24 protein-coding genes are annotated in these 24,092 nt (G+C 68.1%); 13 read left to right on the plus strand and 11 right to left on the minus strand.

All coding sequences use genetic code 11. The features are described from left to right. Positions 1 to 6: 6 nt before the first annotated feature. From ABD104_RS03085 to coaBC, 4 genes are read right to left on the minus strand one after another with little or no spacing between them, the layout of a single operon-like run. Complete coding sequence (locus tag ABD104_RS03085; protein ID WP_087839601.1) at positions 7 to 723, minus strand: GntR family transcriptional regulator; 717 nt, start codon at positions 721 to 723, stop codon at positions 7 to 9. 10 nt (positions 724 to 733) lie between these two features. Next, the gene (gene dut, locus ABD104_RS03090) at positions 734 to 1,183 is read right to left on the minus strand and encodes a dUTP diphosphatase (RefSeq protein WP_087839600.1); all 450 of its coding nucleotides are present in this window, start codon (positions 1,181 to 1,183) and stop codon (positions 734 to 736) included. Next, positions 1,180 to 1,737 (minus strand): hypothetical protein, encoded by a 558-nt coding sequence (locus tag ABD104_RS03095; RefSeq protein ID WP_132979317.1) that lies wholly within the window; start codon positions 1,735 to 1,737, stop codon positions 1,180 to 1,182. The genes dut and ABD104_RS03095 overlap by 4 nt, the downstream gene beginning before the upstream one ends. A gap of 20 nt (positions 1,738 to 1,757) precedes the next feature. Continuing rightward, positions 1,758 to 2,948, minus strand: coding sequence for a bifunctional phosphopantothenoylcysteine decarboxylase/phosphopantothenate--cysteine ligase CoaBC (gene coaBC, locus ABD104_RS03100; protein ID WP_087839598.1), 1,191 nt, complete (start codon positions 2,946 to 2,948; stop codon positions 1,758 to 1,760). 179 nt (positions 2,949 to 3,127) lie between these two features. Here coaBC and ABD104_RS03105 point away from each other — a divergent pair, with 179 nt between their 5' ends. Both ABD104_RS03105 and ABD104_RS03110 read left to right on the plus strand, forming a co-directional pair. After that, positions 3,128 to 3,379 carry a type II toxin-antitoxin system Phd/YefM family antitoxin gene (locus ABD104_RS03105; protein WP_087839597.1) on the plus strand — a complete coding sequence of 84 codons (252 nt, stop codon included), beginning with the start codon at positions 3,128 to 3,130 and terminating at the stop codon, positions 3,377 to 3,379. Continuing rightward, the gene (locus ABD104_RS03110; RefSeq protein WP_087839596.1) at positions 3,380 to 3,694 is read left to right on the plus strand and encodes a type II toxin-antitoxin system RelE family toxin; all 315 of its coding nucleotides are present in this window, start codon (positions 3,380 to 3,382) and stop codon (positions 3,692 to 3,694) included. A gap of 8 nt (positions 3,695 to 3,702) precedes the next feature. Here the strand turns inward: ABD104_RS03110 and lspA are convergent, their stop codons facing one another. From lspA to ABD104_RS03125, 3 genes are all read right to left on the minus strand, one after another. Continuing rightward, positions 3,703 to 4,197: a signal peptidase II gene (gene lspA / locus ABD104_RS03115; protein ID WP_371695558.1), complete on the minus strand. Its 495-nt coding sequence runs from the start codon at positions 4,195 to 4,197 to the stop codon at positions 3,703 to 3,705. Beyond that, positions 4,194 to 7,010 carry an isoleucine--tRNA ligase gene (ileS, locus tag ABD104_RS03120; RefSeq protein WP_343927114.1) on the minus strand — a complete coding sequence of 939 codons (2,817 nt, stop codon included), beginning with the start codon at positions 7,008 to 7,010 and terminating at the stop codon, positions 4,194 to 4,196. Before ileS ends, lspA begins: the two co-directional genes overlap by 4 nt. A gap of 167 nt (positions 7,011 to 7,177) precedes the next feature. Further along, positions 7,178 to 8,173 (minus strand): bifunctional riboflavin kinase/FAD synthetase, encoded by a 996-nt coding sequence (locus ABD104_RS03125; protein ID WP_087839739.1) that lies wholly within the window; start codon positions 8,171 to 8,173, stop codon positions 7,178 to 7,180. Positions 8,174 to 8,337: 164 nt separating this feature from the next. Here ABD104_RS03125 and purN point away from each other — a divergent pair, with 164 nt between their 5' ends. The 3 genes from purN (at position 8,338) to ABD104_RS03140 (ending at position 12,017) form a co-directional block, all read left to right on the plus strand. Then, positions 8,338 to 9,036 (plus strand): phosphoribosylglycinamide formyltransferase, encoded by a 699-nt coding sequence (gene purN / locus ABD104_RS03130; RefSeq protein ID WP_132979315.1) that lies wholly within the window; start codon positions 8,338 to 8,340, stop codon positions 9,034 to 9,036. Then, positions 9,033 to 10,553: an RsmB/NOP family class I SAM-dependent RNA methyltransferase gene (locus ABD104_RS03135; protein WP_132979314.1), complete on the plus strand. Its 1,521-nt coding sequence runs from the start codon at positions 9,033 to 9,035 to the stop codon at positions 10,551 to 10,553. Before purN ends, ABD104_RS03135 begins: the two co-directional genes overlap by 4 nt. Positions 10,554 to 10,817: 264 nt before the next feature. Then, the gene (locus tag ABD104_RS03140; protein ID WP_087839591.1) at positions 10,818 to 12,017 is read left to right on the plus strand and encodes a DesA family fatty acid desaturase; all 1,200 of its coding nucleotides are present in this window, start codon (positions 10,818 to 10,820) and stop codon (positions 12,015 to 12,017) included. 72 nt (positions 12,018 to 12,089) lie between these two features. On the opposite strand, the gene ABD104_RS03145 is transcribed toward ABD104_RS03140, so the two are convergent. Then, positions 12,090 to 13,520 carry a DHA2 family efflux MFS transporter permease subunit gene (locus tag ABD104_RS03145; protein ID WP_132979313.1) on the minus strand — a complete coding sequence of 477 codons (1,431 nt, stop codon included), beginning with the start codon at positions 13,518 to 13,520 and terminating at the stop codon, positions 12,090 to 12,092. 89 nt (positions 13,521 to 13,609) lie between these two features. Further along, positions 13,610 to 14,548: a LysR family transcriptional regulator gene (locus tag ABD104_RS03150; RefSeq protein WP_087839589.1), complete on the minus strand. Its 939-nt coding sequence runs from the start codon at positions 14,546 to 14,548 to the stop codon at positions 13,610 to 13,612. A gap of 158 nt (positions 14,549 to 14,706) precedes the next feature. Between ABD104_RS03150 and ABD104_RS03155 the strand changes: the two genes are divergently transcribed. From ABD104_RS03155 to ABD104_RS03185, 7 genes are all read left to right on the plus strand, one after another. Then, entirely contained in the window at positions 14,707 to 15,549 is an 843-nt protein-coding gene (locus ABD104_RS03155) for an HTD2 family dehydratase (protein ID WP_132979312.1), read from the plus strand. A 51-nt stretch (positions 15,550 to 15,600) separates the two neighbouring features. After that, positions 15,601 to 16,749, plus strand: coding sequence for an acyl-CoA dehydrogenase family protein (locus ABD104_RS03160; RefSeq protein ID WP_087839587.1), 1,149 nt, complete (start codon positions 15,601 to 15,603; stop codon positions 16,747 to 16,749). Between the two features lie 9 nt (positions 16,750 to 16,758). After that, positions 16,759 to 18,144, plus strand: coding sequence for an MmgE/PrpD family protein (locus ABD104_RS03165; RefSeq protein WP_343927115.1), 1,386 nt, complete (start codon positions 16,759 to 16,761; stop codon positions 18,142 to 18,144). A gap of 77 nt (positions 18,145 to 18,221) precedes the next feature. Beyond that, positions 18,222 to 19,445 (plus strand): CaiB/BaiF CoA transferase family protein, encoded by a 1,224-nt coding sequence (locus tag ABD104_RS03170; protein WP_243724429.1) that lies wholly within the window; start codon positions 18,222 to 18,224, stop codon positions 19,443 to 19,445. 210 nt (positions 19,446 to 19,655) lie between these two features. Beyond that, positions 19,656 to 20,621, plus strand: a complete 966-nt coding sequence (locus ABD104_RS03175) for a tripartite tricarboxylate transporter substrate binding protein (protein ID WP_279817416.1) — start codon at positions 19,656 to 19,658, stop codon at positions 20,619 to 20,621. Between the two features lie 23 nt (positions 20,622 to 20,644). Continuing rightward, complete coding sequence (locus tag ABD104_RS03180; RefSeq protein WP_343927116.1) at positions 20,645 to 21,598, plus strand: fumarylacetoacetate hydrolase family protein; 954 nt, start codon at positions 20,645 to 20,647, stop codon at positions 21,596 to 21,598. After that, the gene (locus tag ABD104_RS03185; RefSeq protein ID WP_132979310.1) at positions 21,595 to 22,410 is read left to right on the plus strand and encodes an HpcH/HpaI aldolase/citrate lyase family protein; all 816 of its coding nucleotides are present in this window, start codon (positions 21,595 to 21,597) and stop codon (positions 22,408 to 22,410) included. Before ABD104_RS03180 ends, ABD104_RS03185 begins: the two co-directional genes overlap by 4 nt. A 67-nt stretch (positions 22,411 to 22,477) precedes the next feature. Here ABD104_RS03185 and rpmG read toward each other — a convergent pair whose 3' ends face one another. Next, a complete protein-coding gene (rpmG, locus tag ABD104_RS03190) occupies positions 22,478 to 22,648 on the minus strand; it encodes a 50S ribosomal protein L33 (RefSeq protein ID WP_087839581.1) in 171 nt (56 codons plus the stop codon). A 24-nt stretch (positions 22,649 to 22,672) separates the two neighbouring features. Continuing rightward, on the minus strand, positions 22,673 to 22,909 hold the full coding sequence (gene rpmB, locus ABD104_RS03195; protein WP_087839580.1) for a 50S ribosomal protein L28: 237 nt from the start codon (positions 22,907 to 22,909) through the stop codon (positions 22,673 to 22,675). 457 nt (positions 22,910 to 23,366) lie between these two features. Here rpmB and ABD104_RS03200 point away from each other — a divergent pair, with 457 nt between their 5' ends. Further along, on the plus strand, positions 23,367 to 24,065 hold the full coding sequence (locus tag ABD104_RS03200) for a TetR/AcrR family transcriptional regulator (RefSeq protein WP_087839579.1): 699 nt from the start codon (positions 23,367 to 23,369) through the stop codon (positions 24,063 to 24,065). Positions 24,066 to 24,092: the final 27 nt, after the last annotated feature.

The following is a 24,092-nucleotide window of genomic DNA, read 5'->3' on the forward strand; positions in this document are numbered from 1 at the left end:
CCCGGACTACAGGCGCACGCGCAGGACCGCCACCGCGTTCTGCATGAATACCGGCGTGTAGTCGGGGTCGATCAGCTTGATCGAAGCGGTGGCCGAGCGCACGAGCTGCAGGGTCTGGATGCGCTGCGCCGCCTGGAGGTCTTCGGTTTCGTAGGCGTGCAGCAGGCCGGCATGGTCGCCGTGGTCGTCGGCGAAAAGCGAGGGCGAGGTCTGTTCGAGCGAGTAGCGCGCGCGCTCGGTCCGGTGCCAGTACTCGTCCATCTTGTCGATGTACATCCTGCCCGCCGGCCGGTTCAGGCGACGGTGGAAATCCAGGTGCAGGTCGCGCCAGTGGCTGGACTGCTCGTCGCCCTGGCGCGACATCCTGTCCACCACCTTCTTGCAGGCGGCCAGTTCGGCGCGGCTCAGCCGCCCCATGGAAACCTGGGTGGCGATGGCCTGGCAGGCGATCCACAGGCCGTAGATCTGGTCGACTTCCTCGGCCGTGAGCTGGGTGACCGTCATCCGGTACTTGAACCGCGCCTCGGCCAGCCCGTCGGCCTGGAGCATGCGCAGCGCCTCGCGCACCGGCGTGCGGCTGACGCCATATTTCTGGGAAATATGGACCTGGTTCAGCTCGTGGCCGGGTTGGAACTCGCCCTGGAAAATGCATTTGCGCAGCGCTTCGTAGATGCGCACTGCCTCGAGGTCGGTCTCGGCGCCCGCGCCGTCGGTCTTCGCCATGGACGCGCGGTCAATGCTTGCCGGTGCTTCCGAACCCGCCCGCGCCGCGGTCGGATTCCGTGAAATCGTCCACCACGTTGAAGCTCACCTGGGCCACCGGCACAATGATCATCTGCGCCAGGCGCTCCATGGGCTGGAGCACGAACGCTTCCTGGCCACGGTTCCAGGTGGACACCATCAACTGCCCCTGGTAGTCGGAATCGATCAGACCGACCAGGTTGCCCAGCACGATGCCGTGCTTGTGGCCCAGGCCCGAGCGCGGCAGGATCATCGCGGCGTAGCCGGGATCGGCGATGTGGACGGCCAGGCCCGTCGGCACCAGCACGGTCTGGCCGGGCTGGATCGTCTGCGGCGCATCCAGGCAGGCGCGCAGGTCCAGGCCGGCGGAACCGGGGGTGGCGTAGGCGGGCAGGTAGTCGCGCATGCGCGCGTCGAGGATCTTCAGGTCTACGGATTTCATGCGTTGCGATGGGAGGAGCGTTGATTGCGGTTGGGAGGCACGAAGGGCGGCAGCGTCGTGCCGGGTATGCCCTGAGCGCCGCGCAGCGTCTGGCGGCCCCGGCGGAACAGCGAGCGCGCGACGAAGAACAGGATGAGGGTGCGGACGATGTTGAAGGGTTCGAGCGGGTCGTGGTCCATGAGCGCCGCGGCGATGCTGCCCATGGTCAGGAAGCCGAACAGCACGCCCAGCAGGATCTGGACGGTGCCCTTGACCGCGCTGTTGCCCTGGGCCGCCAGCGTGGCGCGCGAGGCCGGCTCGCTGACGCCGGCCGGCATGTTGGCCGAGGGTGCAGAGGGCGCCGTGGGCGCGGACGGGATGCCGGTGCCCGCGGTGTATTGCTGGCCGGGGCTGCGCGTGTCCTTCTGCGCGCCCGGCAGCCGCAGCGCCGGCCGGAAGCCGCCCGTGCCGGTCTTGAGCAGGCCCTGCGCGCCCGGCGTGCCGGCACCGCGATTGACCATCTTGTCGATATAGGCGGCGTAGTCGCCGTTGGGGGGTTCCGCGTCGAAGGGCATGACGGTCCTCCTCGGATCGTTTACGAGCCGGCGCGCCGGCCGATTTCTGCCACCAGCTGCCGCGCGGCCGCGAGCTTGGACAGGCGGGCCAGCGGATGTTCGCCGGCGTCGTCGTACAGTACCAGGGTGGTGTCGTCGCGGCCCAGCACGTCCTGGGCCAGGTTGCCCACCAGCAGCGGCACGCGCTTGCGCGCGCGCTTCTCGGCGGCATGGCGGGCCAGGTCCTCGGTCTCGGCGGCGAAGCCCACGCAATAGGGCGGGCGCGGCAGGGCCGCCACGGTGCCCAGGATGTCGGGGTTCTGCACGAACTCCAGGGCCGGCGGCCGGCCGTCGGTTTTCTTCAGCTTGCTGGCGCTGACCTCCTTGACCCGCCAGTCGGCCACCGCCGCGACGGCCACGAAGATGTCGGCATCCGGCACGCCAGCCATCACGGCATCGAGCATGTCGCGCGCGGTCGTCACGTCCACCCGGCGCACCCCGCGTGGCGCGGCCAGTGCGGTGGGGCCGGACACCAGCGTGACCTCGGCGCCCGCCTCGCGTGCCGCGCGCGCGATGGCATAGCCCATCTTGCCCGAGGAAACATTGGTCAGCACTCGTACCGGGTCGATGGGTTCGGACGTGGGGCCGGCCGTGACCAGCACCCGCTTGCCGGCCAGCACCTTGGGCTGGAAGTGGGCGATCAGGTCCTCGAGGATCTCGTGCGGTTCCAGCATGCGGCCGGAACCGACTTCGCCGCAGGCCTGATCGCCTTCGGCCGGGCCCAGCAGCGTGACGCCGTCCGCGCGCAGCTGCGCGGCGTTGCGCTGGGTGGCCGGATTGGCCCACATCTCGCGGTTCATCGCCGGCACCACCAGCAGCGGGCAGGCGCGGGCCACGCACAGCGTGGACAACAGGTCGTCCGCCATGCCGTGCGCCAGCTTGGCCAGGAAATCGGTGCTGGCAGGCGCGATCAATACCGCGTCCGCCCCGCGCGTCAGGTTGATGTGCGCCATGTTGTTGGGCATGCGCGCATCCCACTGGTCCACGTAGACCGGCCGGCCCGACAGCGCCTGCATCGTGACCGGCGTGACGAAGTGCGTCGCGGCCTCGGTCATGACCACGTCCACCGTCGCGCCGCGCTCGGTCAGGCGCCGCACCAGCTCGCAGATCTTGTAGCAGGCGATGCCGCCGGTCATACCGAGGACGAAGCGCTTGTTGGCGAGGTCGGACATGAGGCCGGGCCGGGGAAATTGGAATGGTTCATTATACGGCGCCACTTCGCCGCGCCTTCCCCTGCGCGCAGGAGCCTGCGAGGTTCCTTTTAGCGTGAACGGGCTCTTTACTTGAACCTGGACACTACACGCCTCCCCTGGCAAAATAGGACTAAATTTAGCCCTATTTAGGAGGCTGCATGGAAGAGATCCATAGCTTGCTGACCGTCAGCATCTCCGAGTTCAAGCAGAACCCTGGCAAGGTGGTCGAGGAGGCCCATGGGCAGCCGGTAGCCGTGCTCAACCATAATCGCCCTGCCTTCTACACCGTCTCCCCGGAGCTCATGGCGCAAATGGCCGAGTTGTACGACGAACGCCAACTCGAACCATTGGTGCGCTCGCGCCTGAAGTCCCTCGACCAGGCCGTCGAAGTCAGCCTCGACGACCTGTAAATGTCGTACAAACTATTCTTCCTGCCTGAGGCTCGGCAAGAGTGGGATGGGTTGGATGGTTCTCTCAGGACCCTGTTCAAAGCCGCGTTGAAAAAACGGCTGGAGACTCCACGGCTACCAGGCTCACAACTTCGCCCGCCCTTGGTCGATTGCTACAAGATCAAGCTACGCGGCGTCGGCTACAGATTGGTCTATTTGGTGCGGGACGAGGCGACCCCACCAGACATTGTCGTTCTGGTTGTGGGGCGCCGAGATGGTGGGATCTACGAAGCCGCGGCCGAAATGCTGGAGTCCGGCCGCAACGTGGACAAGTAGCTGCTCTATTATGCAGAGGAAGGTTTCTTCCTTACTTCATCGATGATCAACAGCACCGCGCCCACCGTGATGGCCGAATCCGCCAGGTTGAACGCGGGGAAGAACCAGTCGCCGTAGTGCACCAGCACGAAGTCGATGACGTGGCCGTGGATGAAGCGGTCGATCACGTTGCCCAGGGCACCGCCCAGGATCAGGGTCAGTGCCCACGAGAACAGCCGCTGGTGGCCGTGGCGGGACAGCATCCAGACGATGAAGCCGGACACCGCCAGCGCCAGGATGGTGAAGAACCAGCGTTGCCAGCCGTCGGCGCCGGCCAGGAAGCTGAAGGCCGCGCCGCGGTTGTACAGCAGTGTGAGGTCCAGCACCGGCAGCAGCGGCAGCCGCTCGCCGTAGGCGAACAGCTTGTCCACCGCGACCTTGGTGACCTGGTCGGCGACGATGATGAGCGCGGCGATGGCCAGCCAGGCGGCCAGCCGGGAACGCGGGACGGGCGCGCCCATCAGGCGAACTCGCGCGGTTCGCCCGTGCCCTCGAGATTGGCGACGCAGCGGCCGCAGATCTCGGGCTGTTCGGGATCGATGCCCACGTCCTCGCGCCAGTGCCAGCAACGCTCGCACTTCTTGTGGCCGGACGGCGCGACGTCGATCCGCAGTTCACCCTCGGCGGCATGCACGCCCACGCGCGAGACGATCAGCACGAAGCGCAGGTCCTCGCCCAGGCTGGAAAGCAGCGCGTAGTCGGATGCCGGCGCGTGGATGTCGATCTCGGCCTGCAACGAGGAGCCGATGCCGCCCGCCGCACGAACTTCCTCCAGCTTCTTGGTGACTTCCCCGCGCAAGTGGCGCAGGCGGCCCCATTTCTCGAGCAGGGTCCCGGCGTCCGGCTGGGCCGGCACCGCATGGAAGGTTTCCGTGAAGATGGTGAGCGATCCCTGCTTGACCAGCGCCCAGGCTTCCTCGGCGGTGAACGAGAGGATGGGCGCCATCAGCTTGAGCAGCGCCTGCGTGACGTGCCAGAGCGCCGTCTGCGCCGACCGCCGCGCCACGCTGGCAGGGGCGGTGGTGTAGAGGCGGTCCTTCAGGATGTCGAGGTAGAACGCGCCCAGGTCTTCCGAGCAGAAGGTCTGCAGCCGCGCCGTGGCCGGGTGGAATTCATAGCGGTCGTACAGCGCCGTGATTTCTTCCTGCAGGCGGGCCGTCATGGCCAGCGCGTAGCGGTCGATCTCGAACATCTGCGCGTCGGGCACGGCCTGGGTGGCGATATCGAAGTCGCTCAGGTTGGCCAGCAGGAAGCGCAGCGTGTTGCGGATGCGGCGATACGATTCCACCACACGCTTGAGGATCTCGTCCGAGATCGACAGCTCGCCCGAGTAGTCGGTGCTGGCGATCCACAGGCGCAGGATCTCGGCGCCCAGCGTGTCGGAGATCTTCTGCGGCGCCAGCGTGTTGCCCAGCGACTTGCTCATCTTGCGGCCTTGTCCGTCCACGGTGAAGCCGTGGGTGAGCAGGGCTTTGTAGGGCGGCGTGCCGTTCAGCATGCAACTGGTCAGCAGCGACGAGTGGAACCAGCCGCGGTGCTGGTCCGAACCTTCCAGGTACAGGTCGGCCGGCCAGGCGCCGTCGGCGGCATGCGAGCCGCGCAGCACGGTCTGGTGGGTGGTGCCGGAGTCGAACCAGACGTCCAGCGTGTCGCGGTTCTTCTCGTACAGGTCGGCCTCGTCGCCCAGCAGTTCGCGCGGGTCCAGCGATTGCCAGGCTTCGATGCCGCCCTGTTCGATGCGCTGCGCGACCTGTTCGAGCAGTTCGGGCGTGCGGGGGTGCAGCTCGCCGGTTTCCTTGTGCACGAAGAAGGCCATGGGTACGCCCCATTGGCGCTGGCGCGACAGCGTCCAGTCGGGCCGGTTGGCGATCATGGCGTGCAGCCGCGCCTTGCCCCAGGAAGGGTAAAAGCGGGTCGCTTCTATGCCCTCCAGCGCGCGTTCGCGCAGCGTGCCGCCGCCTTCGGCGGGCAGGATGTCCATGCCCGCGAACCATTGGCTGGTGGCGCGGTAGATGATGGGCGTCTTGTGGCGCCAGCAGTGCATGTAGCTGTGGCGCAGCTTCTCGACCTTGAGCAGCGTGCCGGCTTCCTCCAGCGCGGCGACGATCTTCGGGTTGGCATCCCAGATGGTCAGGCCGCCGAACAGCGGCAACGTCGAGGCATAGCGGCCATCGCCCATGACGGGGCTGATGATGTCGGCATCGGGCATGCCGTTGTTCTTGCAGGAGATGAAGTCCTCGATGCCGTAGGCCGGCGCCGAATGCACGATGCCGGTACCGGTGTCCAGGGTCACGTAGTCGCCCAGGTAGATGGGCGAGAGCCGGTCGTAGCCCGGGTCCTTGCGGGCCAGCGGATGGTGGAAGGCGATGTGGTCCAGGGCCAGGCCCTTGCAGGTGGCGACGATCTCGCCTTCCAGGTCCCAGGCCTGCAGGCAGGTCTCGACGCGCTCGCGGGCGAGGACCAGCAGCGTGCCCCACGCCTGCGGCGTCTTCACGCGCACCAGCGCGTAGTCGATCTCGGGGTGGACGTTCAGCGCCTGGTTGGAGGGGATGGTCCACGGCGTCGTGGTCCAGATGACGATGGCGCCTTCCTCGTCGATCGCGGGCAGCCCGAAGGCCTTGGCCAGCGCGGGGCGATCGGCGAAGGGAAAGGCCACGTCGATGGCGGGGTCGGTGCGGTCGGCGTACTCGACCTCGGCCTCGGCCAGCGCCGAGCCGCAGTCGAAACACCAGTTCACCGGCTTCAGGCCGCGGAAGACGAAGCCTTTTTCAAGGATGGTGCCCAGCGCGCGCAGCTCGTCGGCTTCGTTGCGCGGGTTCATGGTCAGGTAGGGGTGATCCCAGTCGCCCAGCACGCCCAGGCGCTTGAAGTCCTTGCGCTGGCGGTCGATCTGCTCGGTCGCGTAGGCGCGCGCCTTGGACTGTACCTCGGCCACCGGCAGCCCCTTGCCGTATTTCTTCTCGATCTGGATCTCGATGGGCATGCCGTGGCAATCCCAGCCCGGCACGTAGGGCGCATCGAAGCCGGCCAGCGTGCGGCTCTTGACGATGATGTCCTTCAGGATCTTGTTGACCGCGTGTCCCAGGTGGATGTCGCCGTTGGCGTAGGGCGGGCCGTCATGCAGAACGAAACGCGGCCGTCCGGCGCTGGCCGCGCGGATGGCCTGGTACAGATGCTTCTCTTCCCAGGCCGCGACCCAGCCGGGCTCGCGCTTGGCGAGATCGCCGCGCATGGGGAACGGAGTGTCGGGAAGGTTGAGAGTTTTCTTATAGTCCATGGAAAAACAGGATTTTGCACATCGGCCCCGTCCGCGGGGCAGGCAAGCTTCACAAATATCGTGGGCCGCGCCGCCAGCTTGGCAGCGCCCAGGATGCGGTGGATCCGGCTCCGCCGGTCCACCCGCATCGCCCCCTGGGGGGCGCGCGTCAGCGCGTAGGGGGGGGCCTAACTACTAATTCGATCGGTCGCGGAAGTGGCCAGATCGGCCTGGCCCAGGTGGCTGGACGCGAAATAGGCCCGGGCCTGGCGCGCGTCGTCCTCGATCGCCGCTTTCAGCGTCGGCAGATCGACGAATTTTTCTTCGTCGCGCAGCTTTTTCAGGAATTCCACCTGTACGAGTTTACCGTAAGCGTTGCCGCTGAAATCGAACACGTGGACTTCCAGCAGGACACGCCCGCTGTCGTCGACCGTGGGGCGTACCCCCAGGCTGGCCACGCCGGGCAACGGCCGGGAGGCCAGCCCGTGCACCTGCACGACGAAGATGCCGGACAAGGCCGGGCAGCGGCGCGAGACGCGCAGGTTCAGCGTGGGAAAGCCCAGCGTGCGGCCCAGTTTCTGGCCGTGGATGACGTGGCCGCTGACGCTGTAGGGGTGGCCCAGCAGCTCGGCGGCGCGGTCCAGGTCGCCGACCGCCAGCGCCGTGCGGATGGCGGAACTGGAAATGCGCTGGCCCTGGTCGGTGACCGACTCCATGGACTCGACCTCGAAGCCATGGCGCGCGGCGTTGGCGCGCAGCAGCGCGATGTCGCCGGTGCGGTGGGCGCCGAAGCGGAAGTCGTCCCCCACCAGCAGCCATTTCACGTGCAGGCCCTCGATCAGCAGCCGGTCGATGAAGGCCTGGGCGGGCATGGAGGCCAGGCGTTCATTGAAGCGTTCCACCACCACGTGCCGCATGCCGTAGCGGGCCAGGGCACACAGTTCGTCGCGCAATCCGGCGATGCGGGTGGGTGCCAGTTCGGGGCGCTTGTGCAGTTCGGCGAAGAATTCCCGGGGGTGGGGCTCGAAGGTCATGACCGTCGGCACGAGGTCCCGGGCCTGGGCCGCCTCGCGCACCCGGGCCAGGATGGCCTGGTGGCCACGGTGCACGCCGTCGAAGTTGCCGATCGCCAGCGCGCACGGACGGCGCAGCGAAGGCGGCGGCAGGCCCCGGAATATACGCAGGGCGGACGGCGAAGCGGATGGGGCGGACGGATTCAAGCCGGTGACAAAGCGGTAGCTGGGAGTCGAATTCTAGCTGCCGGGGGGCAGGTCCTTGATTATAGGCGCGTCGCCATCGGGCCGCTGGAGACGCCGGGTCGAGTCGGCCCCGATGCTACAATCCTCCGGTGAAAGCCTCTCATTTTTCCCCGGCCCGCCGGTGCCGTTTTGTCATCCTGATTTCCGGCCGCGGCAGCAACATGCAATCCATCACGCAGGCCTGCCGCGACCAGGGCTGGCCCGCCGAGGTGGCCGCCGTGATCGCCAACCGCGAACAGGCCTCCGGTCTTGAATGGGCCGCCGCAATGGGCATCCCCACGCGGGTGGTGCCCCATCGCGACCATCCCGATCGTGCCTCGTTCGATGCCGCGCTGGCCCGCGAGATCGACGCCTTCGAGCCCGACTACGTGCTGCTGGCCGGTTTCATGCGCATACTCACCGATGATTTCGTGCGGCATTATGCCGGCAGGCTGGTCAACATCCACCCGTCGCTGCTGCCGCTGTTTCCGGGCCTGGCCACCCACCGTCAGGCCCTGGAAGCGGGGGTGCGGGTCCACGGCTGCACCGTGCATTTCGTCACGCCGGTGCTGGACCATGGCCCCATGATCGCGCAGGGCGTGGTACCGGTGTGCGAGGGCGATACCGAAGACGCCCTGGCCGAGCGCGTGCTGTCCATCGAGCACGTGGTCTATCCGGCCGTGGCGTCCTGGCTGGCGCATGGGCGGGTGGGGCTGGAAGACGGCAAGGTCACGGTGGACGGCGTGGCCGACCGCGCGTTCGGCCTGGCGCCGCGGGCGGCGGCAGTTTCGCGGGGAGACGAGGCATGACATCCGAGCGTTCGAGTTCTTCAGCGCGGCAGGCCCAGGGCGGGCGGCGCCCCGGTGGCCAGCAGGCACGGCCCGGCGCGCGGCGCGCCGCCACGGCGGGCGCCAATCCCGTTGCGCAGCGCATCGAGCAGGTGCGCTCCGCGCTGGGCGAGATCCTGCAATGGTCCGGCCCGGCCGACCAGGTGCTGTCCCGCTGGTTCCGCGACCACCCCAAGCTAGGCGGGCGCGATCGCGGCACGGTGGCCGAGGCGGTCTACGACGTGCTGCGCCACCTGCGGCGCTACCGCCACGTGGCCGAGGGCGGGCGGGGCGCGGCCACGCGCCGCCTGGCCATCCTGGGGCTGGCGTCCACGCTGGGCCGCGACGGAATCCTGCCGGCCCTCGATGCCGATGAGGCCGATTGGCTGCGCCGCGTGTCCGCCATCGACCAGGCGGCACTGCCGCGCGAGATCCGCCTGAGCATTCCCGACTGGCTGTCCGAGGCGCTGGCCATCGAACCGGACAGCGACAGCCTGCTGGCCGCGCTCAATCGCGCCGCGCCGCTGGACATCCGCGTCAACCCGATGAAGGCCGACCGCGAAACCATCCTGGCCGAATTGCGGGCGGGCGTGGCTTCCGAGATGGCCGAGCCGACGCCGTATTCGCCGTTCGGCATCCGGCTGCAGGGCCGGCCGGCGCTGACCCGGTGGGGGCGCTTCGAGGACGGCAGCATCGAGGTCCAGGACGAGGGCAGCCAGTTGCTCGCGCTGCTGGTCGCTCCCCGGCGCGGGGAAATGGTGATCGACTTCTGCGCCGGCGCCGGCGGCAAGACGCTGTTGCTGGGGGCGCTGATGCGGTCGACCGGGCGGCTGTATGCCCTGGACGTCTCGCACACCCGGCTGGCGCGCTTCAAGCCTCGCCTGGCGCGCAGCGGGTTGTCCAACGTCGTGCCGGTGGTGATCGCCAACGAGAACGACGCCCGCGTCAAGCGCCTGGCGCGCAAGGCGCACCGGGTGCTGGTGGATGCACCGTGCAGCGGCACCGGGACGCTGCGGCGCAATCCCGACCTGAAATGGCGCCAGAGCCCCGAGAGCGTGTCCGACCTGTGCGCGCTCCAGCGCAGCATCCTGGCGTCGGCCGCGCGCTGCGTGGCCCCCGGCGGCCGGCTGGTCTATGCGACCTGCAGCATCCTGCGCGTCGAGAACGAAGGGCAGGTCGAGGCGTTCCTGGCCGCCCACCCCGAATTCGAGCTGCTGTCGGCCCCCGAGCTGCTGGCCGATCGGGCAGGGGCGCTGTCGCTGCCCGGGCCCTATCTGAAACTGCGTCCCGACGTGCACGGCACCGATGGTTTCTTTGCCGCGGTGTTTCAACGGCGCCACGGTCCGGCAGCCGTCCAGGTTGCAGCGGCGCAGGCCGAACTGCCCGAGCCGGATGCGGAAGTGGCGGGCCTGGGCGATGAAATCGAGGGCCCGGACGGCCAGCCTACCCAGGACGAGGCGACCGGATCGGCGCCGAGCCGTGGCCAAGAGGATCGATAACCCTGTTTGAGCTAGGGTTATCCCCCTCTTTGAAAGGGGTCGTCCCGCCCCAAGATTCGCGTTATCGTGTCGGGCGCATGGCGGCGCGCCGGATTCCGGCCTTTCCGCCGTCCGGCCGCGGGTTTCCCCTGGGGAACCGCCGCCGCCGTCCGCTTTCCAAGACCTTGGTCCCGCCATCGGTGACCAGGGTCGACGAGTTGAGTTTCTTCGAGGCGCGAGGCGCCTCCCGCGCCGGCACTGCCGCCGGCCTGTCTGTGAGGTGATATGGATTTTGTGCTTTCGTTCTTGTCCGATGGTCTGCTTGGCGCGTCATGGTGGCAGATCGTCGCCTTCACCCTGGTAGTCACCCATATCACCATTCTCGGCGTCACGATCTACCTGCATCGCAGCCAGGCGCACCGCGGGCTGGACCTGCATCCGGCCATCGCGCATTTCTTCCGGTTCTGGCTGTGGCTGACCACCGGCATGGTCACCAAGGAGTGGGTGGCGATCCACCGCAAGCACCACGCCCGCTGCGAGCGTGAAGGGGATCCCCATTCGCCCATGGTGTACGGCATCGGCAAGGTGTTCTTCCAGGGCGCCGAACTGTATCGCGACGAGGCGACCAACCGCGAGACGCTGGACAAGTTCGGCCACGGCACCCCCGATGACTGGGTCGAGCGCAATGTCTATTCGCGCTTCGGCTGGCAGGGCGTGGGGCTGATGATGGTGATCGACGTCGCGCTGTTCGGCGCGATCGGCCTGACCGTCTGGGCGGTACAGATGATCTGGATCCCGTTCTGGGCGGCCGGCGTGGTCAACGGCATCGGCCATTTCTGGGGCTACCGCAACTACGCCAGCCCGGATGCCAGCCGCAACGTCTTCCCGTGGGGCATCGTCATCGGCGGCGAGGAACTGCACAACAACCACCACGCCTATGCCTCGTCGGCGCGGTTCTCCACCAAGTGGTACGAGTTCGACATCGGCTGGGGCTATATCCGTGCCCTGGAGATCCTGCGCCTGGCCAAGGTCAAGAAGGTCGCGCCCAAGGTGCGGCTGGCGCACGGCAAGCCGGTCGACCTGGAGACCCTGCAGGCCGTGATCACGCATCGCTACGAAATCATGGCGCGCTATGCCGACCTGCTCAAGCATGCCTGCCGCGACGAGATCGCCCGGCTGAAGGCCGCCAAGGAATCCCATCTGCAGTGGAAGCTGCTGCGGCGGGCGAAGGCCCTGCTGCACCGCGCCGACGACGAGTCGCTTCCCGATTCTCACCGTTCCGCGATCAATACCGTGCTGGCGGACCACCGCTCGCTGGCCATCCTGGTCGAGATGCGGCGCGAACTGGCCGCCATCTGGGAGCGGTCCAGCGCCTCCAGCGAACAGCTGCTGCGCGATCTGCAGGATTGGTGCAACCGCGCCCAGCAAAGCGGCATCGCGCGGCTCGAGGAGTTCTCGGCCAGGCTGCGCAGCTACGCGACCTGAGCCTGCTGGTCGGAAACAAGAAAAAAGGAGCCTCGGCTCCTTTTTTCTTTTGGGGCCGCGCGGCGATAGGGGTCAGCCGCGCGCCGGTTCACCGTCCCGCCGGCGGTGGCCGCTCAGTTCGGCGCCGGCGTTGGCCGGCAGTTCGCGGCACTGGGTGACGGCCAGCACGCCCAGGAGACCCATGGCGGCGAAGGCCAGGGTGAAGTCCGTCAGTTGCACGGCCGCATGGCCCAGCGCATGCCTCGAGGTGTCGAGCACCAGCGCGGCCAGGCCGATGCCCAGCGCCGCCGTCATCTGCTGGTTGGTGCTGGCCAGGCTGGTCGCCGCGCTCATGCGGGGCTGCGGCACGTCGGCGTAGACGATGGTGCCGTAGGCGTTGAATTGCAACGAGCGCGCCAGGCCGCCCAGGAGCAGCAGCAGGTAGATCGCCGCCAGCGGCCATTCCGGCCGGAACGCACCGCACAGGCCCAGCAACACCGCAGACAGCAGGCCGTTCCAGATCATGACCCGGCGATAGCCGAAGGCCCGCAAAAAGCGCACCGAGATCGCCTTCATGACCAGGCCGCCCACGGCCCCGGCGAAGGTGATGGCGCCGCTTTCGGCGGCCGACAGGCCGAAGCCCAGTTGCAGCATCAGCGGCATCAGGAAGGGGAAGGAGCCGTAGGCCACCCGATACAGGAAGCCGCCGCGCATCGCCACGCGAAAGGTGGGGATGCGCATCAGGCTGAAGTCCAGCACGGGGTCGGTATGCCGGCGGCTGTGCCAGGCGTAGGCCAGCGCGCAGGCGGCCGCGGCGCCCAGCAGGAGCAGCGCGGTCGGGGACAGGCCGCCGTGGCCCAGTCCTTCCAGCCCGACGATCAGGCTGGCCAGCGTGGCGGCGGCCAGGGCGAAGCCCACGTAGTCGAACGACGAGGGCGGCGCGTCGCTGCGGATATCGGGGATGTAGGTGGTGGCGAGCGCGATGCCGGCCAGCCCGATCGGCACGTTGATGAAGAAGATCCAGTGCCAGGACAGGTAGGTGGTCAGGAAGCCGCCGATCAGGGGCCCGACGGCCGGGCCTATCATCGCGGGAAACAGCACCCAGGACATGGCCGAGACCAGCTGGGACTTTTCCACCGTGCGCAGTAGCACCAGCCGGCCCACCGGCACCATCATGGCGCCGCTCGCCCCCTGGAGCAGCCGCGCGCCGATCAGCCACGGCAGGTTCTGCGCCAGGCCGCACAGCACGGAGCTGACGACGAACAGCGTGATCGCGCCGCGGAAGGTGTTGCGCGTGCCGAAGCGGTCGGCGATCTTGCCGCTGATCGGGATGAAGGCCGCCAGGCTGAGCAGGTACGCCGTCATGGCGAAGTTCATGCGGACCGGGTCGGTGCCCAGGGACTGCGCCATGGCCGGCAGCGCGGTCGAGATGATGGTGGAGTCCAGTTGCTCCATGAAGAACGCGCTGGCGACGATCAGCGCGATGATCCGGTAGCTGCCCTGGCGGGACGTGGCATGACCCATGAAGCCGTGGTCTCTTGTGCGATGGGTGGAACGCCCGCGCGGCGGGCCGGCGGGGAAGGACGCGGCCGTGGCCGTGCAAGCCCGCGATTTTAGTCCTTCGCGGGCGAGGCCGCGCCGCCTGCCGCGTGCGCGGCGGTCTGTTCCCCGTAGGCCCGGACCGCGTCGACCAGCGCCCGCACGCAGGCGGGCAGGGCCTCGAGCTCGCGCACCAGCAGGTCGCGTTCGCGCACGGCCCACGGCTCGTCCAGCTCCACGATGGACAGCTCCATCGTGCGCCGGTGGCGGCGCGCCGCCGACTCGGGGATCACGCCTATGCCGACGCCCGCCTCCACCATCCGGCAGATGGCCTCGAAGCTCGAGACCTGGATGCGCAGGATGAGCCCCGCGCCCCGGTTTTCGACCTGTTCACGCAGGAAGGTCAGCATGGTGCTGCCCTCGTGCAGGCTGATGTGGGGATAGCGCAAGGTGTCGTCCAGGGTAACCCGGCCCCGCGCGGCCAGCGGATGGACGGTCGGGACGGCCAGTACCAGCCGGTCGGTGCTGAAGTGCAGGCGCTCCAGGCCGGGGGCGTTGATGGGGCCGGCGGTGATGCCCAGGTCGGTCGAGCCATCCATCACCCCGCGGATGATGTCGCGGGTCAGCCGTTCCTGCAGGTCCACCGTCACGCCGGGCCGCCCGGCCAGGAAACGCGCCAGGATCTCGGGCATGAACTCGGTGACGGCGGTGGTGTTGGCGAAGATGCGGATATGGCCCGTGGTGCCGGTGCTGCCATCGGCGAAATCGTTCTTGAGCGAATCGACCTGCCGCATGACCTGCCGGGCGTGCTCCAGCAGCCGCCGGCCGGCGGGCGTCAGCTCTACCCCGCGGCTGTTCCGGTACAGCAGGCGGGCGTCGAGCCGGGTTTCCAGCGACTTGATGCGGGTGCTGGCGGCGGTCAGCGAAAGATGGGCGCGCCGCGCGCCCTGCGTCAGGCTGGGCGCTTCGGCCACGTGGATGAAAAGCCTGAGGTCGGCCAGGTCGAGATGCATGGCGGCACGTGTGGGGGAAAGCATTCACCTTACCTGATCCCTTCCGTTTTGGCGAAGACTGGATGAGGAAAATCAAAATTTACAGAAGGCTGGCGCGGGTGCATGCTGGCGGCATTTCACGCAAGGCGGCGCCCATGGGCGGGCCGCAAGGAGCAAGCATGAGCCAGGACCAGGCTCCATCCCCGCGCGACTGGATCGGGCGCACAGAAACCTCGTCCGACCAGATCACCGGCAACCTGGCGCGGCGCATCGCCGCCACCCTGGGGCAGGCGGCGCCCGAGCCGGGCAGCGCGTTGCCCGAGCTGTGGCATTGGGCGTATTTCCAGGAGCCGGTGGACGCGGCCGGACTGGGCGCCGACGGTCATCCCGCCCGCGGCGGCTTCCTGCCGCCGGCCGACCGGCGCAATCGCATGTGGGCCGGTGGCCGGCTGGCGTTCCATCGGCCGCTGGTGGTGGGCGAGGACGCCACGCGCCATTCGACCATCCTGTCGGTGCAGGAGAAGGCGGGGCGCACCGGTTCCCTGCTGTTCGTGACCGTGCGCCACGACTACGAACAGCGCGGCGGCCTGGCCGTGCGCGAGGAACAGGACATCGTCTACCGCGAGCCGTCCCCGCCGCGTACCGCCGATCCGGAGCCCGTGCCGCAAGCCGGATGGTCGGAGACCATCGTGCCGACCTCCACCATGCTGTTCCGCTATTCGGCGGTCACCTTCAACGGCCACCGCATCCACTACGACTGGCCCTATGCCACGGACGAGGAAGGCTATGCCGGCCTGGTGGTGCACGGCCCGCTGATCGCGACATTGCTGGTGGGGGCGTTCGTGCGTGCTCATCCGTCGCTGCGGCCGACGCATTTCTCGTATCGGGGTGTACGGCCGCTGATCGCGCCCACGCCCTTCGAGGCGGCGGGGCGGATGGCGGACGAGGGCGTGGCCCGGGTCTGGGCCGGCAATGCGCAAGGCGCGATCCAGCGCGGCGAGCTGCGCTACGAGCAGAGATAGCAACGGCGGCCCGCGCGGAGGCGCGAACGGCTGTTTGTCACCGGAGATGGCATGGAAGAGTACGACGACATCCGCCAGGGCGTGCGCGCCCTGTGCGCCCACTATGACGCCGCCTATTGGCGCGGGGTGGACGAGGCCCGGGGATTCCCCGAGGCGTTCGTGCGCGCGCTGACCGAGGCCGGATGGCTGGGGGCGATGATTCCCGCCGAGTACGGCGGATCGGGCCTGGGGCTGTCCGAGGCATCGGTGATCCTGGAGGAGGTCAACCGCTGCGGCGGCAATTCGGGCACCGTGCACGGGCAGATGTACAACCTGTTCACGCTGGTGCGCCACGGGTCGCAGGCGCAGAAGGATCATTTCCTGCCGCGCCTGGCCAGCGGCGAGCTGCGCCTGCAGTCCATGGGCGTGACGGAGCCGACCACGGGCACCGACACGACCCGGATCAAGACCACCGCCGTGCGGCGCGGCGACCGCTATGTGGTCAACGGACAGAAGGTCTGGATCTCGCGCGTGCAGCACTCCGACCTGATGATCCTGCTGGCCCGCACCACGCCCCTGGCCGAGGTCGCCAGGAAGACCGAGGGCATGTCCATCTTCCTGGTCGACCTGCGCGAGGCGATCGGCCATGGCATGGAGGTGCGCCCCATCGCCAACATGGTCAACCATGAGACCAACGAACTTTTCTTCGACAACCTGGAGCTGCCGGCCGACAGCCTGATCGGCGAGGAAGGCAAGGGCTTTCGCTACATCCTGGACGGGCTGAACGCCGAACGCACGCTGATCGCCGCCGAGTGCATCGGCGATGGCCGCTGGTTCGTCGAGCGCGCGCGCAGCTACGCCGGCGAGCGGCAGGTGTTCGGTCGTCCGATCGGGCAGAACCAGGGCGTGCAGTTTCCCATCGCCGAGGCCCACATCGAGGTCGAGGCCGCGGACCTGATGCGCTGGCGCGCCTGCCGCGAATACGACGCCGGCGTCGCGGCGGGCGCCAGCGCCAATATGGCCAAGTACCTGGCCGCCAAGGCCTCGTGGGAAGCGGCCAACGTCTGCCTGCAGACGCACGGCGGCTTCGGCTTCGCCTGCGAATACGACGTCGAGCGCAAATTCCGCGAAACGCGCCTCTACCAGGTGGCGCCGATCTCGACCAACCTCATCCTTTCCTACGTGGCCGAGCACCTGCTGGGGCTGCCGCGTTCCTTCTGAGGCGCGTCCATGGACAAGACCAGCCTGGCGCGGGACGGCGCCACCGCCTCCCTGTGCGAATTCCTGGCGGCACTGCGTTTCAAGGACCTGCCCGCGCCGGTGGCGGACCGGATCGAAGACCTGTTCCTGGACTGGGTGGCATCGGCCCTGGCCGGGAAGGGCGGGCATCCGGTGCCGCTGTTCGAGCGCTATGCCGCGGCGATGGGGCCCGAAGCGGGGCGCTGCGCGATCCTGACCAACCGGCGGACCACGTCGGCGCATTTCGCCGCGCTGGTCAACGGCGCCGCCTCGCACCTGGTCGAGCAGGACGACCTGCACAACAGCTCGGTGCTGCATCCGGCCACGGTGGTGTTTCCGGCCGTGTTCGCCGCGGCGCAGGACCTGGGCAAGTCGGGTAGCGAGATGCTCGTGGCGGCGGTGGCCGGCTATGAGGCCGGCGTGCGCATCGGCGAATTCCTGGGTCGGTCGCACTACCGCATCTTCCATACGACCGGCACCGTGGGCACGCTGGCGGCCGCGGCCGGCGTGGCCAGGCTGATGGGGCAGGATGCGCGGACGCTGGCGCACACGCTGGGGTCGGCCGGCACGCAAGCCTCGGGCCTGTGGGAATTCCTGCGCGAGGCCGCCGATTCCAAGCAGCTCCATACTGGCCAGGCGGCCGCGAACGGGCTCCTGGCCGCCTACCTGGCACAGGATGGCCTGACCGGCGCGCACGGCGTGCTCGAAGGCCGGCAGGGCATGGCGGCGGGCATGTCCTCGGACGCGGATCCGGCCCGGCTGAACGATCGCCTGGGCCGGCGCTGGGCCACGCTGGAGACATCGTTCAAGTTCCATGCCTCGTGCCGCCATACCCATCCGGCCGCCGATGCGCTGTTGCAGCTGATGCGTACCGAAGGCATCGCCCACGGCGACATCGCTTCGATCCGCGCCCGGGTGCACCGCGCCGCGATCGATGTGCTGGGCAACGTGGACGAACCCAGCACCGTGCATCAGGCGAAGTTCTCGATGGGGACGGTGCTGGGCCTGATCGCGGTCCACGGCCGCGCCGGCCTGGAGGAATTCCGCGACCATGCGCTGACCGATCCCGCGGTGGCGGACGTCCGCCGGCGCACGACCATGGTGATGGACGACGAGGTCGACCGCGCCTATCCCGCCCGCTGGCTGGGACGGGTCGAGGTGGAGACGCGCGATGGCCGGCGCCTGTCCGCCGCCATCGACAGCCCCAAGGGCGACCCGGACAACACCTTGTCGCGCCCCGAGCTGGAATCCAAGCTGAGGCGCCTGGCGGCTTTCTCCGGCGCGGCGACGTCGGCGGAGATCGATGCCTGGATTCCCCGCCTGTGGAGCCTGCGGCACGCGCGCGAGTTGTCCGATTTCATGCCGGAGCTTGCATGAGCGCGCCCGCCCGACCGCCCGAAGGGCGCGCGACCTCCCTCGGAGAGGATGTCGCGCAGCGACAGGAGGGTAGTCCAGTGAGCACGCCGGTGACCGCCTCTCTTCTACCGACCCCGCCGCGTCCGCTGGACGGCGTCACCGTGCTGAGCCTCGAGCACGCCATCGCGGCGCCGTTCTGCACCCGGCAACTGGCCGACCTGGGCGCCCGCGTGATCAAGATCGAACGCCCGGGGACGGGGGACTTCGCGCGCGGCTACGACGAGCGCGTCCGCGGGCTGTCGTCCCACTTCGTCTGGACCAACAGGTCGAAGGAAAGCCTGGCGCTGGACCTGAAGCAGGACGGCGCGCGCGAGGTGCTGGAGCGGCTGCTGCCGCGCGTCGACGTCCTGGTGCAAAACCTGGCGCCCGGCGCCGCCGAGCGGCTGGGGCTGTCGTTCGAGGCGCTGCACGTACGCCATCCCAGGCTGATCGTCTGCGACATCTCCGGCTACGGCGACAGCGGCCCGTATCGCGACAAGAAGGCCTACGACCTGCTGATCCAAAGCGAAGGAGGTTTCCTGTCGGTCACGGGCACGCCCGAAGAACCGTCCAAGGCCGGGGCCTCGGTGGCCGACATCGCCGCCGGCATGTACGCCTATTCCAACATCCTGGCCGCGCTGCTGCTGCGGGCCACGACGGGGAAGGGCAGCCGCATCGACGTCTCCATGCTCGAGAGCATGGTCGAGTGGATGGGCTACCCCATGTACTACGCGTTCGACGGCGCGCCCCCGCCGCCGCGCTCGGGCGCCTCGCACGCGACCATCTACCCCTACGGCCCGTTTCCCGCCGGCGATGGCGGCACCGTGATGCTCGGCCTGCAGAACGAGCGCGAATGGCGCGTGTTCTGCGAACGGGTGCTGGCGCGGCCGGAACTGGCCGGCGACCCCCGTTTCGATGCCAATTCGCGGCGCACCGAAAACCGGGCGGCGCTGCGCGACATCATCGTGGAGGTCTTCGCCGGCATGAACACCGAACAGGTCATGGCGGCGCTGGACGACGCCCAGATCGCCAACGCCCGCGTCAACGACATGGCAGGCGTCTGGTCCCACCCGCAGCTGGCGGCCCGCCAGCGCTGGACCGAGGTGGCAAGCCCGGCCGGCATGTTGCCCGTGTTGCTGCCGCCAGGAGCGGGCGGCGCCTATGCGGCCCGCATGGACCGGATACCGGCCCTGGGTGAAGATACCTTGTCCATCCTGGCCGAACTCGGCTATGGCGAAGCCGAGATCGCCGCGCTGCGTGCGCGGCATGTAGTAGCGTCATGATGCGGGCGAGTCGGCTGCGAGAATCGTGCCTGGTGCCCTGATATTTTCGATCAGAGGATCTCCGGTGCGCGGCAGGAAATGCCGGGCCGTCGGCTGGCAGAGGGGCGTCTTCGGCAGAAAAAATCGTGCCACGCGTGATAGTGTAGGCACTGCGTGGCCGCCAGCGGCACGCGCCAAAACGAAAGCAAAAAACGACTCAGGAGACTACCAATGAATCGAGGCCTTGCGTGCTTCGCCGTCGCTTTATTGTGTCCACTCGCCGCGCTCGCGGCGGACAACTACCCTTCCCGTCCCATTACGTTGGTCGTGCCGTTCTCGCCGGGTGGCGTGTCGGACACCACGGCGCGTCCGCTGGCGCCTGTCATGGCCAAGCGTCTGGGGCAACCGGTCATCGTCGAGAACCGGCCAGGAGCAGGGGGTGGAGTGGGAATGGCTCATGTGGCCAAGGCGGCTCCAGATGGCTATACGCTCATGATGGCGTTGGCCAGTATTTCGGCAATTCCCCCCGCCGACAAGCTGACGGGCAAGACACCTTCATATTCCACCTCGCAATTTGCCGCCATCGCTCGCATATCGGCCGATCCCACCGTGCTGGTGGTGCGCGACGATGCGCCCTGGAAGTCCGTGCGTGAGCTGGTGGAGGCGGCCAAGGTCAAGCCCGGCACGATCAGCTTCAGTTCATCCGGAATCTACGGCACTACGCATGTAGCGATGGAGCGTTTTGCCCACGCCGCGGGAATCAAGCTGCTGCACGTGCCGTATGGCGGCGGCGGCGAACAAGTGACGGCGCTGTTAGGTGGACATGTCCAGGCCTCGACGCAGACCTATGGCAACATTTCCGGCCATATCAAGAGCGGCAAGTTCAAGCCGCTGGCGGTTCAGAGCGCCGAGCGCCTGGCCAGCCTGCCCGATGTGCCGACGCTGAAAGAGCTCGGCTACGACGCTGAATACTATCTTTGGGCCGGACTATTCGCGCCGACGGGCCTGCCCGAGCCCGTCATGGCGAAGCTGCGCACCGTCGTCAAGGAAGCAGCGGCCGATCCGGCTTTCGTCAAGGCCATGACAGGAATGGGGACGCCCGTCCAGTATCTGGATGCGCCGGAATTCGAGGCCTTCTGGCGAGCCGACGAGCGGCATCAGACGCAGATCATCAACAGCATCGGCAAACTCGAATAAGAAGGGAATCCATGAAATATGCAATGTATCGCCGTGACGGCGTCAAGCGCGTGACCATCCTCGACGGCGCGTACCTGGTTGATCCGCAAGCGCTCGAACAAGCCGTTGGCGGGCTGGGGCCGCAAGTGAGCTGGTTTGCCGACATGACCGAGGTGATCCGCCATGCCCCGCAGTCCCGGGAACTCGGTGCGCGGGCGGTGGCGCTCGCCGCCGAGCGGGGTGTGGGACGCGTGGCGCTAGATGACGTGCAGCTCTGCGCCCCCATGCTGCCTTCCACCATCCTGTGCGCGGGCAGCAACTACCTGAGCCACAACGCCGAAAAGGCCGGCTCCGACACAAGCGGCAAAGAGCCGGAGTTCTTCCTCAAGACCGCCGACTGCGTCGTCGGCCCGCACGACGAGATCGTCCACGATCCGGTGCTGACGCGCAAACTGGACGGCGAGGTCGAGCTGGGCGTGGTCATCGGCAAGCCGGGGCGGCACATTCCACGCGAACGGGCGCTGGAGCATGTGTTCGGCTATACCATCGTCAACGACGTCACGGCTCGCGATCGCCAGGTGCGCTTTCGGCCGGACGGCAGTAGCTGGTACGAGCTGGGCCGCGGTAAGGTATTCGATACCAGCGCTCCGCTGGGCCCGTACATTGTCGGCGCCGAAGAGATCCCCGATCCGCAAGGCCTGGGCATCCGTTCCTGGGTCAATGGCGAGCTGCGGCAGAATAGCAATACCGCACAGATGATCTGGAGCGTGGCCGAACTTGTCCATGTGTTTTCGATCAACCTGACGCTGCGGCCGGGCATGGTGATCATCACGGGCACGCCCAGCGGTACGGCCTGGTCCACCGACAAGGAGCTCGGCGGCAAATGGTCGGGAGGCAACGGCATCGTTCCCGCCTCGGGCTATTTGAGGCCTGGCGATCTGATCGAATGCGAAGTCGATGGCATCGGCAGGCTGCGCAATCGGGTGGCGGGCGCATGAAGCGCGTGCGCTCCGCCCTGTTCGTGCCGGGGGACCGGCCCGAGCGGCTGCCCAAGGCGCTGGCCAGCGGCGCCGATGCCGTCATCGTGGACCTGGAGGACGCGGTAGAACCCGGCGCCAAGGCGGCCGCGCGCGCGGCCGTGGCGGCATCCCTGAAAGCTTGCGCGGACCGATCGGTGGTGGTGCGCGTCAATGCGATCCAGACGATCTATTTCGACGAGGACATCGCGCTGTGCGCCGCCAGTCCCGCGGTGGCCGCGGTGATGCTGCCCAAGTCGGAGTCGGCGGCGGATATGGCGCGCGCGGCGTCGGCTGGCCGGCCCGTGTGGCCGCTGATCGAAAGCGCGCGCGGCGTGCTGGCGCTGGCGGCCATCGCCGATGCGCCGGGGGTGGAGCGGCTGGTGTTCGGGAGCCTGGATTTCGCGCTGGACCTCGACCTGGACCCGGTGTCGGCGGCGGGCCGGGCGGTCCTGGACGATGCCCGGCACCGCATGCTGCTTCACGCGCGCGGCGCGGACCTGCCCGCGCCGCTCGACGGCGTACACCCGCAACTGGACGACATCGACGGCCTGCGCGCCGAAGCCGCGCGGGCGCGCGGGGCGGGCATGGGCGGCATGCTGTGCGTGCACCCCGTGCAGGTCGCCGCCATCAACGAGGCCTTCAGTCCTTCGGACGCGGAACTGGCTTGGGCCCGCCGCGTCGTCGAGGCGGCGGCGGGGCAGCGGGGCGCGTTCCGGCTGGAAGGGCGGATGGTGGATGCGCCGGTGCTGGCGCGCGCCCGGCGGATGATGGAAGCCGCGGGCAGGGCATAGCGGCGGATGTTTGCCGCGGGCAAAGAAAAACCCCGCCTGGGCGGGGTTTGTTCGCAAACCGAGCCGATTACTTCAGCTTGGTTTCCTTGTAGTCCACGTGCTTGCGCGCGACCGGATCGAACTTCTTGATCAGCATCTTTTCCGGGGTGGTGCGCTTGTTCTTGGTCGTGGTGTAGAAATGCCCGGTTCCGGCGGTGGACTCGAGCTTGATCTTTTCGCGAATACCCTTGGCGGCCATGGTGTGCTCCTGTGGATCCGGTGATTAAACGGCTTCGCCGCGAGCGCGCAGATCGGCCAGGACGGCTTCGATGCCGTTCTTGTCGATGGTGCGCAGGGCGTTGGTGCTGACGCGCAGGCGAACCCAGCGGTTTTCGCTTTCCACCCAGAACTTGCGGTATTGCAGGTTCGGCAGGAAACGGCGCTTGGTCTTGTTGTTGGCGTGAGAAACGTTGTTGCCCGTGATCGGACCCTTACCGGTTACTTGACATACTCGTGCCATGGCGACACCTCTTCTGCTATTTCGTGAATTCGGGAGACGGATCCGGGGGCCGGCGATACCGGACTGTGCCCCGAATTTCTGGCGCGGTTTGGCAGGATGGATGCCGACCCGGTTCGCACGGGTTCTCAAGGCATCCCGGCGCAAAATCCAGAATGCGTTGAAAACGTGCGCCGAAAGCCAGCTTCATCCGCGCCCGGAAAGCGCGCTTGCGAAGGGCTTTCCCCGGGGCGAGAGCTCTCGCGGGCCAAAGACAACGCCGTAAAGCTCGCAAGAATAGCACGAAACCCGCCGTTTTTTCAACTCGTTGTTTGCGGCGCAGCTTGTTTCCCCACGGGACGGGTACGGGATTCTACGGCATCGGGCTGCCAGGCACCGGAGCCGGCTGCTCGCTAACCCTATGTTGACTGATCGATCAGTCAGGGCCTAGGCTAGCGCATCCTTATCCAGGAAGCGCGCCTTGACCGACCAGAACGCCCGGACCGCCATCCTCGACGCCGCCGAAGGGGTTTTCGCCGCCCACGGCTTCGATGGCACCAGCATGCGGCAGATCGCCAACGAAGCCGGCGTGGCCCAGGCATTGCTGCACTACCACTTCGGCACCAAGGAAAAACTGTACGAGGCCATGTTCGCCCGCCGCTCCGACGCCATCAACGCCGTCCGCGCGGCCGCGCTGGACCGGCTGTTCGGACCGGACGGGCAGGGGCGGCCCACCCTGGGCGACCTGCTGGAAGCCTTGTTCCGGCCAACGGTGGAGTTCGGCCACGAGGGGCCGGCGGGCAATCTGTTCTCGCGGGTGCTGGCCGCCACCGCCAACGCCGAGGACGAGCGTTCGCGCACGCTGATCGGCGCCCACTACGACGCGATCGCCCGCCGTTTCATCGCCGCCTTCCGCCGTGTCCTGCCGCAGTTGGAGCAGGACGATGCCGTGTGGTCCTACATGTTCGCCATCGGCGTGGGCATGACCATGATGGCCGCCACCGGGCGGGCAGGACGCCTGTCGGACGGCGCCTGCGACGACAGCGACGTCGATGCCGTCATGGCCCGCCTGGTGCCTTTCATCAGCGCCGGCATCGAGGCGCTGGCGGCCGACCGTGCCGCCGGCCGCACGGGCCGTCCCCACGTTCTTTCCCCGCGCTCCGGTTCCGGAGCCGGTTGATTCCCCGGGGCCATGCCCCGGCCGCAA

Origin of the sequence: Pigmentiphaga daeguensis (genome assembly GCF_039523035.1) — a bacterium.
GTDB classification, from domain to species: domain Bacteria; phylum Pseudomonadota; class Gammaproteobacteria; order Burkholderiales; family Burkholderiaceae_B; genus Pigmentiphaga; species Pigmentiphaga daeguensis.

What these genes read in the sequence shown, in the direction of transcription:
- ABD104_RS03085 (WP_087839601.1), bottom strand. Translation starts at nt 723, where the DNA reads ATGGCGAAGACCGACGGCGCGGGCGCCGAGACCGACCTCGAGGCAGTG.
- dut (WP_087839600.1), bottom strand. Translation starts at nt 1,183, where the DNA reads ATGAAATCCGTAGACCTGAAGATCCTCGACGCGCGCATGCGCGACTAC.
- ABD104_RS03095 (WP_132979317.1), bottom strand. Translation starts at nt 1,737, where the DNA reads ATGCCCTTCGACGCGGAACCCCCCAACGGCGACTACGCCGCCTATATC.
- coaBC (WP_087839598.1), bottom strand. Translation starts at nt 2,948, where the DNA reads ATGTCCGACCTCGCCAACAAGCGCTTCGTCCTCGGTATGACCGGCGGC.
- ABD104_RS03105 (WP_087839597.1), top strand. Translation starts at nt 3,128, where the DNA reads ATGGAAGAGATCCATAGCTTGCTGACCGTCAGCATCTCCGAGTTCAAG.
- ABD104_RS03110 (WP_087839596.1), top strand. Translation starts at nt 3,380, where the DNA reads ATGTCGTACAAACTATTCTTCCTGCCTGAGGCTCGGCAAGAGTGGGAT.
- ileS (WP_343927114.1), bottom strand. Translation starts at nt 7,010, where the DNA reads ATGGACTATAAGAAAACTCTCAACCTTCCCGACACTCCGTTCCCCATG.
- ABD104_RS03135 (WP_132979314.1), top strand. Translation starts at nt 9,033, where the DNA reads ATGACATCCGAGCGTTCGAGTTCTTCAGCGCGGCAGGCCCAGGGCGGG.
- ABD104_RS03140 (WP_087839591.1), top strand. Translation starts at nt 10,818, where the DNA reads ATGGATTTTGTGCTTTCGTTCTTGTCCGATGGTCTGCTTGGCGCGTCA.
- ABD104_RS03145 (WP_132979313.1), bottom strand. Translation starts at nt 13,520, where the DNA reads ATGGGTCATGCCACGTCCCGCCAGGGCAGCTACCGGATCATCGCGCTG.
- ABD104_RS03150 (WP_087839589.1), bottom strand. Translation starts at nt 14,548, where the DNA reads ATGCATCTCGACCTGGCCGACCTCAGGCTTTTCATCCACGTGGCCGAA.
- ABD104_RS03155 (WP_132979312.1), top strand. Translation starts at nt 14,707, where the DNA reads ATGAGCCAGGACCAGGCTCCATCCCCGCGCGACTGGATCGGGCGCACA.
- ABD104_RS03160 (WP_087839587.1), top strand. Translation starts at nt 15,601, where the DNA reads ATGGAAGAGTACGACGACATCCGCCAGGGCGTGCGCGCCCTGTGCGCC.
- ABD104_RS03165 (WP_343927115.1), top strand. Translation starts at nt 16,759, where the DNA reads ATGGACAAGACCAGCCTGGCGCGGGACGGCGCCACCGCCTCCCTGTGC.
- ABD104_RS03175 (WP_279817416.1), top strand. Translation starts at nt 19,656, where the DNA reads ATGAATCGAGGCCTTGCGTGCTTCGCCGTCGCTTTATTGTGTCCACTC.
- ABD104_RS03180 (WP_343927116.1), top strand. Translation starts at nt 20,645, where the DNA reads ATGTATCGCCGTGACGGCGTCAAGCGCGTGACCATCCTCGACGGCGCG.
- ABD104_RS03185 (WP_132979310.1), top strand. Translation starts at nt 21,595, where the DNA reads ATGAAGCGCGTGCGCTCCGCCCTGTTCGTGCCGGGGGACCGGCCCGAG.
- rpmG (WP_087839581.1), bottom strand. Translation starts at nt 22,648, where the DNA reads ATGGCCGCCAAGGGTATTCGCGAAAAGATCAAGCTCGAGTCCACCGCC.
- rpmB (WP_087839580.1), bottom strand. Translation starts at nt 22,909, where the DNA reads ATGGCACGAGTATGTCAAGTAACCGGTAAGGGTCCGATCACGGGCAAC.